Source organism: Brevibacterium sp. UBA7493 (assembly GCF_002479565.1).
GTDB classification, from domain to species: Bacteria; Actinomycetota; Actinomycetes; order Actinomycetales; family Brevibacteriaceae; genus Brevibacterium; species Brevibacterium luteolum.
Genome location: NZ_DLOD01000008.1, coordinates 86,252 through 101,044, shown reverse-complemented (window position 1 = coordinate 101,044; position 14,793 = coordinate 86,252). Strand labels below are relative to the sequence as shown.

At 66.8% G+C, this 14,793-nt stretch carries 13 protein-coding genes; 2 read left to right on the top strand and 11 right to left on the bottom strand.

Annotation, left to right across the window (positions count from 1 at the left end; translation table 11 throughout):
- Positions 1-67 precede the first annotated feature (67 nt).
- From B4E96_RS05490 to B4E96_RS05470, 5 genes are all read right to left on the bottom strand, one after another.
- Positions 68-1,828: an amidohydrolase gene (locus tag B4E96_RS05490; RefSeq protein WP_286956679.1), complete on the bottom strand. Its 1,761-nt coding sequence runs from the start codon at positions 1,826-1,828 to the stop codon at positions 68-70.
- Between the two features lie 22 nt (positions 1,829-1,850).
- Positions 1,851-3,605 carry a thiamine pyrophosphate-dependent enzyme gene (locus tag B4E96_RS05485; protein WP_286956678.1) on the bottom strand — a complete coding sequence of 585 codons (1,755 nt, stop codon included), beginning with the start codon at positions 3,603-3,605 and terminating at the stop codon, positions 1,851-1,853.
- A gap of 52 nt (positions 3,606-3,657) precedes the next feature.
- Positions 3,658-4,194 carry a hypothetical protein gene (locus B4E96_RS05480; RefSeq protein WP_286956677.1) on the bottom strand — a complete coding sequence of 179 codons (537 nt, stop codon included), beginning with the start codon at positions 4,192-4,194 and terminating at the stop codon, positions 3,658-3,660.
- A gap of 270 nt (positions 4,195-4,464) precedes the next feature.
- Positions 4,465-4,869 carry an ASCH domain-containing protein gene (locus B4E96_RS05475; protein WP_286956676.1) on the bottom strand — a complete coding sequence of 135 codons (405 nt, stop codon included), beginning with the start codon at positions 4,867-4,869 and terminating at the stop codon, positions 4,465-4,467.
- Between the two features lie 72 nt (positions 4,870-4,941).
- A complete protein-coding gene (locus tag B4E96_RS05470) occupies positions 4,942-6,279 on the bottom strand; it encodes an MFS transporter (protein ID WP_286956675.1) in 1,338 nt (445 codons plus the stop codon).
- Between the two features lie 321 nt (positions 6,280-6,600).
- Between B4E96_RS05470 and B4E96_RS05465 the strand changes: the two genes are divergently transcribed.
- Positions 6,601-7,836 (top strand): DUF819 domain-containing protein, encoded by a 1,236-nt coding sequence (locus tag B4E96_RS05465; RefSeq protein WP_286956674.1) that lies wholly within the window; start codon positions 6,601-6,603, stop codon positions 7,834-7,836.
- A gap of 438 nt (positions 7,837-8,274) precedes the next feature.
- On the opposite strand, the gene B4E96_RS05460 is transcribed toward B4E96_RS05465, so the two are convergent.
- From B4E96_RS05460 to B4E96_RS05435, 6 genes are all read right to left on the bottom strand, one after another.
- Positions 8,275-8,742, bottom strand: a complete 468-nt coding sequence (locus B4E96_RS05460; protein WP_286956673.1) for a class I SAM-dependent DNA methyltransferase — start codon at positions 8,740-8,742, stop codon at positions 8,275-8,277.
- A 237-nt stretch (positions 8,743-8,979) separates the two neighbouring features.
- Positions 8,980-9,804 (bottom strand): ABC transporter substrate-binding protein, encoded by an 825-nt coding sequence (locus B4E96_RS05455; RefSeq protein WP_286956671.1) that lies wholly within the window; start codon positions 9,802-9,804, stop codon positions 8,980-8,982.
- A 77-nt stretch (positions 9,805-9,881) separates the two neighbouring features.
- Positions 9,882-10,625, bottom strand: a complete 744-nt coding sequence (locus tag B4E96_RS05450) for an amino acid ABC transporter ATP-binding protein (protein ID WP_286956784.1) — start codon at positions 10,623-10,625, stop codon at positions 9,882-9,884.
- Between the two features lie 120 nt (positions 10,626-10,745).
- A complete protein-coding gene (locus B4E96_RS05445; protein ID WP_286956670.1) occupies positions 10,746-11,537 on the bottom strand; it encodes an amino acid ABC transporter permease in 792 nt (263 codons plus the stop codon).
- 152 nt (positions 11,538-11,689) lie between these two features.
- Positions 11,690-12,511: an ABC transporter substrate-binding protein gene (locus tag B4E96_RS05440; RefSeq protein ID WP_102162074.1), complete on the bottom strand. Its 822-nt coding sequence runs from the start codon at positions 12,509-12,511 to the stop codon at positions 11,690-11,692.
- Between the two features lie 195 nt (positions 12,512-12,706).
- On the bottom strand, positions 12,707-13,375 hold the full coding sequence (locus tag B4E96_RS05435; RefSeq protein ID WP_180964755.1) for a TetR/AcrR family transcriptional regulator: 669 nt from the start codon (positions 13,373-13,375) through the stop codon (positions 12,707-12,709).
- Positions 13,376-13,464: 89 nt separating this feature from the next.
- Here B4E96_RS05435 and B4E96_RS05430 point away from each other — a divergent pair, with 89 nt between their 5' ends.
- Positions 13,465-14,766 (top strand): DUF418 domain-containing protein, encoded by a 1,302-nt coding sequence (locus B4E96_RS05430; RefSeq protein ID WP_286956669.1) that lies wholly within the window; start codon positions 13,465-13,467, stop codon positions 14,764-14,766.
- Positions 14,767-14,793: the final 27 nt, after the last annotated feature.

Genomic DNA, 14,793 nt, shown 5'->3' with positions numbered 1-14,793 from the left:
GATCCGGTGAGTGCGTGAACTCACCATGAACTCCGCTGGTCAGACGCCTGCTGCCGGCGCCTGGTGTTCACCGGTGCGTCCACTGCCCGCCGCGCATCGTCGCCTGCACGTCCAGCTCGGTCACCGCCTCAGGTGCGGTGGTGAGCGGGTCGCCGGTGAGGATGACGATATCGGCCAGCGCCCCGCGAACCAGCTGGCCGGCCTGGCCGGCATGTGTGCCGGTCATGCCCATCGCGGCAGCCGCGCCCGAGGTGTAGGCCGCCAGCGCCTCGTGCGCGGACAGGCGTTCGTGGCTGGGTCCTGAGACGCGGCCGGAGCGGGTCAGGCGGGTCATGAACAGCTGCATGCCGCGCAGCACATTGCCCTCCGCACACGGCCGATCCGAGCTGCCGGCCAGAGTCACCCCGGCTTCGAGGAATGAGCGGCCGCGGTAGAGCAGGTGGGCGCGTTCGGCCCCGATCGCCTCGAGCATCCCGTCGCCGATGTTGTCGAAGAACGCCGCCTGCGGGGTCACCGCGATCCCATACTCCGCGAGCACCGACAGTTGCTCGGCGCGGATCATACCGGCGTGTTCGATCCGGTTGGGAAACGCCGGCTTCCCGCATTCATCGACGGCTGCGGTGATGTTGGCGATCGCCTCATCGACCGCCCGGTCGCCGATCGCGTGGACGGCCAGCGACCAGCCCGACCGGTAGGCCGCCAGCGTCTGGGCGCGCAGCACCTCGGGGTCGTCCTGCAGGTAGCCGGCATCGGACTGGCCGGCATACGGCTGACTCAGCGCCGCCGTCCGGCCCGACAGCGCCCCGTCCATGAAGATCTTGACCGGGCCGAGGCGGATCTCGTCGTCGCCGAACCCGGTCACCATCCCCAAGTCGAGGCCGAGCTCCGGGCTGTCGGCGGCATGTCCGCTGACAGGGTGGAGGGCATCGACGACGGGCATGAGCTGAGCACGGGTGCGCAGCAGCCCGGCCCGCCGAGCCTGCTGATAGGCGTAGACTTCCAGCGGCGAATGCCCGATCCAGCCAGCGGCGATCCCGGCCTCACCGAAGCTCGTGATCCCCTCCTTCGCGTAGTGGGCGGTGGCCAGGTCGAGGGCGTGGACGATCGTCTCGACCGAATACGGGCGGATGAGATCCTGCACCTGCGTCTGCGCGGTCTCCTCGACCAGTCCGGTCGGGCGGCCGGATGCCTCACGGACGACCTTGCCGCCGGGCGGATCCGTGTAGCCGGGTTCGAGCATTCCGGCGGCTGTCAGGGCTGCGGTGTTGACGATCGCCGAATGGCCGCTGACCTGCCGCATGAACAGCGGCCGGCCACCGGTGATCCGGTCGAGCACCGCGATGTCCGGATAGCTGCCGGCATAGTCGTGGTGGGAGTACCCGGTCGCCTGCACCCACTCACCGTCAGGCAGCTGCGCGGCTGCGGCGGCCAGGCGGTCGTAGACCTCGTCGAGCCCGCCGGGTAAGTTCTCGACATCGACGCTGGCCAGGGTCAGCCCGAACCACGTCGTGTGACAGTGCGCGTCGATGAACCCTGGAACCACCGTCGGCACACCCGCGCCGTCATCACCGTCTGCGCCGGTGCCGCCCCGACCGCCTCCACCGACGCCACCACCTGCGCTGCCGGTCAGTTCGGCGGCATCGACGACCTCTCCAGCCTCGGCGTAGGAGCCCTCCAGCTCATCATCGAAGGCGACGATCCGGCCGCCGGCGATCCCCACCGCCTCGGGCGCGGGCGGGGTATCACCCGGCAGCCCGTCTGGCCGGTCAGCCCGGTCAGCTGCCATCGTGTGGATGCGGGCGTTGCGGATGATCGTGTCGAGTCGCATCTCGGGTCTCCTTCTGAGCGTCTCAGCTGCGGGTGAAGCGGATGGCTGGATCGGTGTGCACATGCACGAGCGCAGGACCCGGATGGTTCAGCGCCGCTTCGAAGGCGGCCGCGAAGTCCTCAGTGCGGGTCACACTGAATCCGGCGCCGCCGAAGGCGTTGGCGTAGGCGGCGAAGTCCGGGTTCTTCAGCCCAGTGCCTTCCGGCCGGCCGGGATAGTCGCGCTCCTGGTGGCCGACGATCGTGCCGTAGACGCTGTTGTCGTTGATGATGACGGTGATATTCAGGTCATGGGCGACCGCGGTGGCGAACTCCTGGCCGTTCATGAGGAAGCAGCCGTCACCGGCGACGGCGAGCACCGGCCGGTCAGGGCACACCAGCGCGGCCGCCACCGCCGCTGGCATCCCGAAGCCCATCGCCCCGTTGCGCGGGCCGAGCGCTGACGGGAAGCTGTGCACCGGCAGGTAGCGCGAGGCCCACCCGGAGTAGTTGCCGGCCCCGTACGTGATGATCGCGTCATCCGGCAGCAGGCGGTGCACCTCGCCGAAGGCGGTGTCCATATCGACATAGGCCGGGTCCTCATCACCGGTGGGTGCCGGGACCTGGCGCCACTGCTGGAACCGCTGCCGGGTCTCGGTGACCCAGTCGGGCAGGTTCGTCTCCGTTCCCGAGGCGGTGGTCGCCTCGGTGCCGGTCGTTGCGTCAGTGCTGGTGGTTGCGTCGGTGCTCGTGAGTGCTTGGGCGAAGCCGCGGGTGGTGGCGATGATCTGCTCATCGACCGGCCCGAAGTGCGCATGCAGATCCGGATCAGGGCTGATGACGATCGTGTGCTCAGGGCTGCAGCCGATCGAGTACGAGTTAGTCGAGACATCGGTGCGCTGGCAGCCGAGGTAGACGTGCAGGTCGGCCTCGTCGAAGGCCTTGCGGGTCAGGGGTGCCGAGCCGAAGCCGAGCGCACCGAGGTAGTGCGGTTCATCATGGTCGATGCCGTCATAGGCGCGGAAGTCGGCGATGATGCCCATCCCGAGCCCGGCCGCCCAATCGGCGACGGTGCGGGAGGACTGCTCATCCCAGCGTTCGCCGCCGACGATGAGCACCGGGCGGCGGGCTTTGGCGACCGCCTCGGCCACCGAGGCGATCTGTGCGGCGATAGGCACCACCTCGGGAACGGGACGCGGGGTGACGGTGGCCGCCTGGGTGGTGATGAGCTGCGGGTCCTCGGGCAGGCCGACGATGACCGGGCCGGGCCGGCCGGAGGCGGCGGTGTGCATTGCGTCGGCGACGAGGGCTGCGGCCTCGTCGGGGTGGTCAAGGATGAGGGTCTTCTTCACTGTGGTTCCGAACCAGCCGGCCAGATCGAACTCCTGGAAGGCCTCGCGGCCGCGGTGGTCGGTGGGGATGAGGCCGGCGAAGATGACGAGCGGGGTGGCGTCCTGGTAGGCGGTGTGCGCGGCGATCATGACATTGGCCGCGCCCGGCCCGCGGGTGACCATTGCGATGCCCGGCCGGCCGGTCATCCGGCCCTCGGCCAGCGCCATGAACCCAGCGCCTGCCTCCTGCCGGCAGGTGATCGTGCGGATGGCCGAATCGTGCAGGCCGTCGAGCACGTTGAGGTAGGACTCGCCGGGCACGCAGTAAATGCGCTCGACGCCCTCGGCTTCGAGCTGGGCGACGATGAGGTGCCCAGCCGAACGGGAGGCAGGGGTATCGGAGCCGGCGGCGGAGTCCTGTGCGGAGGCGGCAGGGGAGGAGTCAGCAGTGGAGGTGATGCGCGTCATAGCCACACTCAATCACAGATTCCCACCCGCGTGCATGCGGGCGGCGCGGTGCTCAACGCAAACCAGTGGCGGTCGTCAACCCAGGTATCGGACATTCGGAGATCGCAGCGTCGAGGTTCGAGTGCTCGGCGACGTAGGCGTACGCATCTGGGTCGATCAACTCGAACAGTGTCTTGACCTCGACCAGACGATCTCCCAAACCAGTGCGAGTCGAGAATACGGGCTCATTGTGCGCTAGTCTGTTGCGGAATTTCACCACGCGAGCGACGAGGTCGTGCACCCTCGCTCGTTTGGTGCCCTTGGGAAACGCTCGGTGCAGCATCGGATTCCACAGCGTCGGCGTTCGCTCACCTAGGGTCAGGCTTGACCAGAACCCGAACGTTAGAGCGGCCACGACCTCCGCATGCGTTGGTGCAGAGCTCAGGCCTCGCTTGGCGTCAGTGATCCGCGCCTGGCTTGCAATATTGCGGCGGCGCTGCTGAGCGCGAGCACGCTGAACGCCCTGTTCCAGGTGGAACAGCGACGATTGCGGGTCAACGGTCCAGTCCGAAAATCTCCGCGTGAGTTCGCGGTCGTAGGCGTTGCGCAACGCGACTTCAAGATGACCTACATCAACGATTCCGGCGGCTGCGACTTGCGAGTTCCATAGGTATGTCTACATCGCCAAACAGTGGTCTCCACCTGCTACGTCGAGGTAGCGGCGGTACCGTGGCTCGCTTAGCCACCGTGCCGCTTGCGCGGCATCGAGCAAGGGCGCGTTATTGGCCATATCTGCTATTCTAGAAGCATCGCCCCGCGGCAACCGCCCTCTGTCTGGCTTCGGTCAGTTAGGCACCGCGGGGCTTTGTTCTGCCAGCTCTCACACGTGCTGGAGGACTTCGACAACCCGGGACCGCTCGAACACGACCGGCATATCCGGGCTGAACGTGTAGCCGAACTCGGCGGCTTCGGCGGTGAAGAACCGCCGGTGCTCGGCCTGCCACGAATCAAGGTCGTCTTCGCCCTCGAGCTGGACGAGGTCGAAGGTCAGCTCGTCGAAGGGGATCACCTGCACATCGGTGATCTCGACGATGCAGCCCGGGGTTCCGGCCCAATCGGTGATGATGCTCCGCTGGCCCGGCTCCGGCAGCGGTTCGTCTTCGATCTCGTAGGCGCGCAGACTGCTCGACGCCGCCGTCTTGCGACCGTCGAGCACGAGAACCAGCAGCGTGTTCGCCTCGTCTTCGGTCATCCCGAAGTGCCAGGACTGAAGTTCTTCTGACATCGGTGCGTCTCCTCTCCACGCGCCGAGGCGGGGGCTGCCGGAAGGCGACCCCGGCCTCGGGAGCGGCAGCACTCAGCGCAGGTAACCGGGGATGTCCTCGGAGACCCGCGGGGCGATGAGCGAGCAGATGCCGGTGATCGCGGCGATGACGGCAAGCATCGCCGGGGCCGGCCACCAGGCGTTGACGGTCGCGGCGAGGAACATCGTGGCGAGCATCGGCACGAAACCTGAGACCATCGCTGAGAGGTTCGCTGAGATCGCCACACCGGACAGGCGGTGCGAGGGCGGGAACAGTGCGGTGGTCAGCGCACCGTTGACGGCGTATGGGATCGACAGGCAGGCCACGCCGATGGTGACGCCGAGGATCACGAGCACGGGGACGGTCGATTCGATCATGAGGAAGATCGGGAACGCGATGACAATCGTCGCGACACTGCCGATGACCGCCACGCGGGAGACACCGAGGCGCTCGGCCAGGCGGCCGAAGTAGATGAGCACGACGATCTCGATGGCAGCGGCAGCCAGGGTTGCGCCGAGCATGAGCGGCTTGGTCATGCCGAGCACGCCGGTGCCGTAGGAGACAACGAAGGTGGTGACGAGGAAGAACCCGCCGACGCCGAGGAAGTTCGCGCCCATGCCGACGAGCACCTGCGGGAACGACTTGCGGAACAGTTCGAGGACCGGGGCGGACTCCTTCTCACCGGCCTCTTCGAGCTCGCGGAAGATCGGGGATTCCTCCAGCTGCTTGCGGATGTAGACGGCGACGAGCAGCAGCGGGATCGCGGCGAGGAACGGGATCCGCCAGCCCCAGGCGTCGAAGGCCTGGGAGGGCACGATGACCGCCATGAGGAAGAACCCACCGGAGGACATGAGCGTGCCGATCGGGGAGCCTATCTGCGGGAACACGGCGTAGCGGGCGCGCTTGGCCGGCGGGGCGTTCTCGACGGCGACGGTGACCGCGCCACCCCATTCGCCACCGACGGCCAGACCCTGGACGATGCGCAAAGCGACGAGCGCGATCGGCGCCCAGATGCCGATCTGGAAGTACGTCGGCAGCAGGCCGATGAGTCCGGTGGCCACACCGATGCCGATGATCGTGATCATGAGGACCGCCTTGCGGCCGATCCGGTCGCCGAGGTGGCCGAAGACGAAAGCGCCGATCGGGCGGGCGACGAAGCCGACACCCATCGTGGCGAAGGACTGGATGGTGGCCATCGCCGGGTCCTCGGAGTGGAAGTACTGGACGTTGAAGACGATGGCCGCCGCAGTGGTGAAGAGGAAGAAGTCGTACCACTCCATCGCCGTGCCGACGAGCGCGGCGGTCGCGGCCTTGCGCGCGGTGGTCTCATCGACCTCGATGTACGGGGCGCGCGCTGAGGCGGTCTCGGACGGGCTGGCCTGATCTGACATTGGATCTCCTGAAGCGAAAGTGACTGCGACTGGCCGCCAGGCGCGCTGGGGAGCGCCGTAAGCACAGGCGTATCCCCCCGAACCACGTTACTCTCTCTGCCCGGCTCATGTGTGGGCTGATGCACAAACGTGACATCCGAACCGCAATGCTGTGCGGATGTTCTGTGCGGCTGCACTGCGCGTGGTCATCCCAGCTCCACTCAGCGTCAGATGCCCGCACCTGCTAGCGTGGCAGGTACTCGGCAGTGACGCCGGCCGGCTCCTCAGCTCCGGTTTCGCTTACCGAGCACCCGCCCCTCACATCCCCAACCGGAGCCCCTCATGATCACCGACGGATTCCTCTTCCTCAGCCTGCTCATCGCCATCTCGGCCGTCCTCGTCTACCTGGAGAAGCGCCGCGGGGTGCGTGTCTTCAGATTCGTGCCCGGCTTCGTGTTCCTCTACCTCATCGCCGCGCTGCTCAACACCATCGGCGTCTTCGGCGAATCCGACTCGATCACCGACGTCGGCGGCGGGGTCAAGGACGCGCTCCTGCCGGCGATGATCATGCTCCTGCTCTTCCACTGCGACATCCGCCAGATCATCAAGCTCGGCCCCAAGCTGCTGCTGACCTACGCGGCCTCGGCCCTGTCGATCCTGCTCGGCTTCGTGCTGACGTTCCTCGTCTTCCGCGGCCTGCTCGACCCCGAGGCGTGGAAGGGCCTGTCCGCGCTCGCCGCCTCGTGGACCGGCGGATCGGCCAACATGGTCGCCGTTCAGGGGATCCTCGATGCTCCGGAGAACGTCTTCGGCCACGTGCTCATCGTCGACACGATCATCTACTCCGTGTGGCTGCTCGTGATGTTCTCCTCGGTCACCGTCTCCGACCGCTTCAACGCCTGGACCAAGGCCGATACCTCCTACCTCGACGTCCACTCCTCCGCCGCAGCGACTGCCGTCACCGGCGCGCCCGCTGCCACCCGTTCGACCGGTGCGCCCGCTGCCACCGGTGCGCCCGCTGCCACCGGCGCCGAGGCGGGGGAGACTCTCGACCTCGTCTCTCTGTTCCGGGTGCTCGCCCTCGGCCTGTTCGCCTCAGCTGTGGCGACATGGATCGGTGGACTGCTGCCGGAGATCGGGGTCGTCGTGACCTCGACGACGTGGACGATCCTCATCGTCTCCGTCCTCGGCCTCATCATCGGCTCGACCCGCTGGGGCAAGATGCCGGGCTCATCGGAAGTCGCCCAGATCATGCTCTACATCATCATCGGCGTCATCGCCGCAGGTTCGGACTTCACCTCGCTCGTCGAAGCACCGCTGTACCTGCTCGCCGGCGTCATGGTGGTGCTGATCCACCTCGTGCTCATGGTGCTGTACGCCAAGGCGACGAAGACCGAGCTGTTCAGCATCGCGGTGGCCTCGACGGCCAACATCGGGGGAGTGGCCTCAGCACCGGTCGTCGCGAGCGCCTTCAACCGGCAGCTCGTCCCGGTCGGTGTGCTCTTCGCCCTCATCGGCGCCTTTGCAGGCACCTTCCTCGGCCTGGCCGTCGGTCAGGTGCTCGCCGCATTCGCCTGATCGCTGGGATTGGCCGGCGGACGCTGCCTGGGCCTCCGCGAATACTGGTCACACTTTGACCCTTTGAAGCACTAAACGGGGCCAAAGTCTGACCAGAGAATCCCCTGCGCGCCCCTGACCGCGCAAAGTTTGTAGAGCTGTTCATATTCTGAGGGCCGGATCATATGAATAGTTCTACAAACTTTCTCCCGGAGGCTTCCGGCAGACGACGAGCCAGCCTCGGCCCGGGGCATAGGGCAGATCGCGGACGTTGATTTCGGCGAATCCGCACTCCTCCAGGAATGTGCGAATCTCCTTCCCCTCCCAAAAACCGCAGGGTCGACGTGGACGTCAGCACTTCTCCGTCGCTGAGGAACCGGTTAGTGTCGACGAACGTCACGAGCGGCAGGTTGACGGAGGTGACCTCTTGCGATGTCACGATCCTCTCGTCTGCTACGGCTATCTCCATAGAAGAGTGACCCCACCGCTCCCAACCGCGGTCGGCGGGGTTGCGCGACTCAAACACGAGGAGCCCACCAGGCGCAGCGCGGCATGAATGGCCTGTAACGTCGCATTCCAGTGACCGTCGGAGGTGAAGACCGTCGCGACATTGGCCGTCATCGTGACCGCATCGACTTGAATCGGCAGGGCGTCTGCGGCTTCACCGACGATCCACCTCACCGCATCCGCGCAAGGCTTGGCACGCGCGACACCGATCATCCCAGCACCGGGGTCCACCCCGGTGATCTCCAAGCCGAGACCGGAGAGCCGCAGTGCGAACACTCCGGTGCCGCATCCAACGTCGAGTGCCGAGCGCACGCCCGCCTCGCTGAGCCCCTCGTCGTAGCAGTCGAGGTCGGAGCGGTCACCTTCGAAACCGTCATAGAGCTTCGCCAATCGCGGGTGTGCGTAAGCGTTATCGGTCATTGGTGCCTTCACAGTTGCACCGAACGTGCGCCGCCATTAGCCGCCCCAGCCTCCATCGGAAAAAGTGAGTAGAGCTGTTCATGGTTTCTGCGCGAACAACCATGAACAGCTTGACTCACTTTTCTCACGAGCACTGAGCCGCGGCCAGTTTCAGGGCCATCAGTAGCCCCAGCCACCCTCGGCCCAGCCACCCACGGCCCAGCCAATCCCGGCTCGGCCCAGCCCAGCCACGCGCCCTCAGCCCCGTTTGTCCTCCGGGATCCGCGCGGCATCGGCGACCTCGCCGAACCACTCGTCGACGAGCTCGTCATACGACCCGTCCTCATACATCTCACCGAGCATCGCGTTGAACTCCCCGGCCAGCTTGTCGTTGCCCTTGACGACCGCAGCGCCGAGCTGCTCGTTGGTGTCGTAGCTTTCGACGAGCTCCAGGTTGTCATCAGTCTGCACCGCGGAGTAGATCATCGATACGTTCGAGACCATCGCATTCACCTGCCCGGAACTGATCGCCTGGATCATGATCGTGTTGTCCTCGAACTGCACGGTCTCGGCACCCTGCTCCTGGGCGTACTTCTCACCGGTCGTCGCCTGCTTGACCCCGACCTCCTTGCCCTTGAGCTCGGAGATCGACTTGATACCGGAGTCCTTGCGCACCATGAGCGCGAGGTTGTCGAGCAGGTAGGCGTCGGTGAAGTCCATCTTCGTCGCCCGGTCATCGGTGATCGTCATGCCCGCCAGCGAGATATCGCACTGCTGCGTATCGAGCACCGAGGCCGACTCGATCGCCTCGAAACCGGTGTCGACGAGCTCGTACTCCAGGTCGAGCCGCTCGGCGAGCTGCTTCGCCAGGTCGATGTCGAAGCCCACCGATTCCCCGTCGCGGGTGAACTCGAAGGGCTCGTACGGCAGCGTCGAGCACATGATGAGCTTGCCCTCCTGGGCAAGCTGGTACTCGTTGCCGCCGTCGGCCTCGCCGGATCCGCCCCCGCCGCAGGCAGAGAGCAGCAGGACACCGGCGGCAGCCAGTGCGGTCAGGGAGGTGAGGTGCCGTGTGCGTGTCATGTCGTCTCCTGTGCTGGTGAGCCTTCCGCTCGGGCCCGTTCCCGAGGCGGTCGCCCCGTTCCCGAGGCGGTTCTGGCCTAGTCCTCGTCGAGTCCGCCGGGGTGCAGGACGCGGGCGAGGAAGGACTTGGTGCGCTCGTGCTGGGGGTTGCCGATCACCTCGGCGGCCGGCCCCTCTTCGACGACGACGCCGCCGTCCATGAACACGACCTTGTCAGCGACCTCGCGGGCGAAGTGCATCTCGTGGGTCACGACGATCATCGTCATGCCCTCATCGGCGAGGTTGCGCATGACGTCGAGGACGTCGCCGACCGTCTCGGGGTCGAGCGCAGAGGTCGGCTCGTCGAAGAGCATGAGCGAGGGCTCCATCGACAGGGCACGCGCGATCGCCACGCGCTGCTGCTGGCCGCCGGAGAGCTGGTCGGGGTACCGGTCGGCCAGGTGGCCGAGGCCCACCTTCTCCAGACTCGCCCGCGAGACCTCGTCGGCGGCTGACTGGGAGCGCCCCAGGACCTTGCGCTGGGCGATCGAGCAGTTCTCGATCGCGGTCATGTGGGGGAACAGGTTGAAGGCCTGGAACACCATGCCGACGTGCCGGCGCATGACGTCGAGGTCGATGTCGGGGTCGGTGGCGATGAACCCGCCGACGTCGATCAGCCCGGAGTTCGCGGTCTCGAGCACGTTGATGCAGCGCAGCAGCGTCGACTTGCCCGAACCGCTCGGGCCGACGAGGCAGACGACCTCGCCGGGGGCGACGGTGAGGCTGATGCCCTTGAGCACCTCGACATCGCCGTAGGACTTGTGCAGGTCGTTGATCGTCACACCCGAGCGGGCGGCCTGCTCGGCGGTGGCGGCTTCGGCGGCTGCGCGGGCATCAGCGGCGGAGTGGGATCCGGTGCCGCCTGCCGCGGCATTCGCTTCGTTGTTGAACACAGGTGGCACCTACTTCTTGATCTTGGCGGTACGGGACTCGAACTTCCGGGCCAGGATGCCCAGCGGCACGGTGATGACGAGGTAGCAGGCACCGGCGACCACGAGCGGGGTCAGTCCCGCATCGGGGGCGGTGATCGCCTCACGGCCGAACTTCGTCAGCTCGTACTGGCTGGCGGCCAGTCCCAGCAGGTAGATGAGCGAGGAGTCCTTCGTCATGAGGATGATCTCGTTCGTCAGCGGCGGCAGGATGATGCGGAACGCCTGCGGGATGACGATCGTGATCATCGCCCGCGAATGCGTCATGCCCAGCGACCGGGCCGCCTCGTACTGGCCCTTCGGCACAGCCTGCAGGCCAGCACGCAGGGTCTCGGCGATGTAGGCAGAGGACACGATGCCGAGTGCCAGCATGACGGTGAGGTAGGTGTCCATCCGCATGCCGAAGGCATACGGGATGCCGTAGCCCAGCGCAATGAACACAAGCAGGGCCGGCACCCCGCGGAAGAACTCGATGTACAGGGTCGAGATCCACCGGTAGGGCCCGACCGAGGAGATCTTCATGAGCGCCAGCAGGACGCCCAGCGCCAGCCCGAGCACGAAGCCCAAGGCGGTGTAGATGAGGGTGTTCTTCAGCGCGATCGTGATGATGCCGGGGAACTGGTCGGCCATGACCTGCGGGTTGAAGAACTTCCCGAAGATCGTGCCCCAGTCGGCGAGGAAGGCCGCGACGAGGATCGCGAGGACGAGGATCGCGTACTGGATGCCGCGGGACATGCGGGCCCGCTGGCGCATGGTCATTGCCACCGTATAGCTCCTAGTGGGGTGGGTGGAGTCGTGCTGCTGGCCCGGCTGCGGTTCGCGCCGCCGGCTGGCCGTTCGCTCAGGCGCCAACCCTGCCGCGCCCGAGGCGCGCCGGCGTCAGTGCGTCGGCACGCCTCGGGCGCAGGGCAGCTGGATCAGGATCCGCGCTGGTCCTCCGGGACCTTCGCGGCATCGGCGACCTCGCCGAACCATTCTTCGACGAGCTTGTCGTACGAGCCGTCTTCGAACATCTCGCCGAGCATCGTGTTGAACTCATCGGCGAGTTCGGTGTTGCCCTTCTTGAAGCCGGCGCCGAGTGCCTCGTCGGTGTCGTAGTCCTCGGCGAGCTCGAGCTTGTCGCTGGCCTGGGTGGCGGCGTAGATCGTCGAGAGGTTCGCCACCGCAGCGTCGATCTGGCCGGAGGTGATCGCCTGGGTCAGCAGGCCGGAGTCCTCGAACTGCACGACCTTGGCTCCGGCGTCCTTGGCGTATGACTCTCCGGTCGTCGCCTGCTGAGCCCCGACCTCTTTGTCCTTGAGCTCGTCAAGGGACTTGATGCCGGAGTCCTTGGTGACCATGAGGCCGAGGTTGTCGAGCAGGTACTTGTGGGAGAAGTCGAACTTCGTCGCCCGCTCTTCGGTGATCGACATGCCCGACAGCGCCAGGTCGCACTGTGCGGTGTCGAGAGCGGAGCCTGATTCGATGGCTTCGAAGCCGGTGGTGACGACGTCGAGTTCGAGGTCGAGTCGCTCGGAGAGCTTCTTGGCCAGGTCGATGTCGAAGCCGACGGTCTCGTTGTTCTCGTCGGTGAACTCGAACGGCTCATAGGGGATGTCGGAGCACAGGGTCAGCTTGCCTCCGGAGACAGGCTGGAAGCCTTCGGCGCCGTTGCCGTCGTCTCCGCCGCTGCCGCCGCAGGCGGACAGGACAAGGACAGATGCCGCCGTCAGGGCAGCAATGCTCAAGGATCGCTTCACGGAATTCCTCCTGGTTGCGGTGCGGTGAGGTTGTCACCGGGTGGTGCGAACCCGGCGCCGGTGCTCCGGCGCCCACCGAAAGTGCGGTGTGCGGTTGAGCTTATCGTGAAGCATGTCACAAGTCATAGGCGGCTGTGCGGCACCGGTGATTGTGTCCAAATCGTGTCCGCTCATCCCGGTGCCCGAGGCGGTGGTTCAGACGGTGCCGGTCACCGGTGCCGAGGCGGTGGTTGGCTCCGCTCCCGAGGTGCCGGTTCCGGTGGCCCCGGCTGCCTCGGCGGCGATCGCGGCGAGCGTGCGCTCGGCCAGGGCTGCAGCCCGTGTTCCGGTCATGAACTGCGGCTCGGTCGCCCGGGAGATGGCGATGCCGTCGAAGGTCGCCAGCGCCCACCCGGCTGCCGCTTCAGGATCGGGGTGCTGCGGGTGGGCTGCCGCGATGAGTTCGCTCATCTGCTTCCGCAGCTGGGTCCATGTGCGGGTGTGGATCTGGGCGAGTGAGGGGGTGACACGGGAGAGGGCGACGAAGTCGAGCCAGATGCCGGCGGCAGCGAGGTCGTCCTCGCTGATCGAGCAGAGCATGAAGGACAGGTGGCGCAGCACTGAGGCGGCCTGCCCGGCCGCTTCGGCGGGAGTGCCGGCTGGTTCCAAAGTGCTGAGGTAGTCCTCGATGTCGGCGGTGACAGCATCCGAGGTCGCCGCCATCGCTGCGGTCAGCATCGCGGCCTTGCTGGGGAAGTGGTGCTGGACCGCGCCGATCGACACCCCGGCCTGACTGGCGACCGTGCGGACGGTGGCCTTCTCGATGCCGCCTGCAGCGATGACGGTGACGATCGCCTCGACGATGTGGTCTCTGCTGGTGCTCATGGATCCTTCTCTGTCGGCGGTCACGGTGCTTACGCACCGGGAATACAAGCGTATTGCACACCTGACCATACGACTGTATTGTTTCGGCTATGAAGACCTCACCCACCCGCGGGGCAGCGGCTCCCGCCGTTCGTGACGACCGGCCAGCCAGTCCCGCTGATGCCTCCGCTGGTGACGTCGCAGCTGCCCCTGGCTGCCGACGCATCGCCGGACTCGACATCGCCCGCGGTGCCGCCGTGCTCGGCACGCTCGGCACCAATATCTGGCTCTTCACCCACCCCGCTGGCCTGCTGGGCTCCCTCCTCGATCCCCTCGCCGGGATTCCCGCAGGTGCTCAGACGCTGGCCTTCCAGGTGCTCAGCTCCTTGAGCAACGGCAAGTGCCTCTCCCTGCTCATGATGATGTTCGGCATCGGCGTGTTCCTGCAGTTCACCGCCTGGCGCAAGCGCCGCGGGCGCCGCGGCTGGCTGCGCACCTACGCCCCGCGCGCAGGGCTGCTGTTCCTCGATGGGCTCATCAACTTCATCCTCATCGCCGAATTCGACGTGCTCATGGGCTATGCCGTCACCGGCTTCATCGTCGCCGGCATCATCGCCACCTCCCCGCGCAGCACGCGCATCTGGGCCTGGGTGACCGGGGTCCTCCATGTGTTGGGCATCGGTCTGCTCAGCCTCCTGCTGCTCACCCAGCCGGGAAGCGCCAACGGAGGTGCCGGTTCCGAGCTCACCGGCTCGGCCGCCGACTGGCTGCTGTGGGACGGCATCAACCCCTACCGCGAGGCCGGCTTCACTGAACTCGCCGTCTTCCGCCTCGACAACAGCCTCATCTTCCGCGCCGAACCGATCTTCACCCTCGCCATGGGCATCTGCCTCTTCCTCATCGGTGCCCGCCTGTTCGCAGGAGGCATCTTCACCCCAGGCGGCGCCCGGCTGCGCCGCCGCTGCCTGCTCATCGGCGCCGCTGCCGCACCTGTCGACCTGTTGCTGGGCATCATCGGCTCGCCGGCCGGGATCGTCGCCCAGCGCTACCTCACCGCCAGCCTCGTCGCCGTCGGTCTGCTCGCCCTCATCGCCCATGCCAGCCTGCACCGCTGGATCCCCCGGGTCATCGAAACCGCATGCGCTGCCGCCGGGCGGATGTCGCTGAGCGTCTACGTCGGCCAGAACCTGCTCGCCGGCGCCCTGTTCTTCGGCTGGGGTCTCGACCTCGCCGGCCGGTTCCCCGATGCCCGCCTGGCGCTCACCATCACCGGTTTCGTTGCCGTGCTCGCAGCCGTCATTGCCTTCGCACTCGTCTGGCAGGCGATCGCCGCCCGCCGCGGCGTGCGCGGACCGGCCGCCCGCGGCCCCCTCGAATGGCTCACCCACCTGGCACTTCAGAAGCTCACCTGACTACCCAGCCACCGCCTCGGCGCCGGC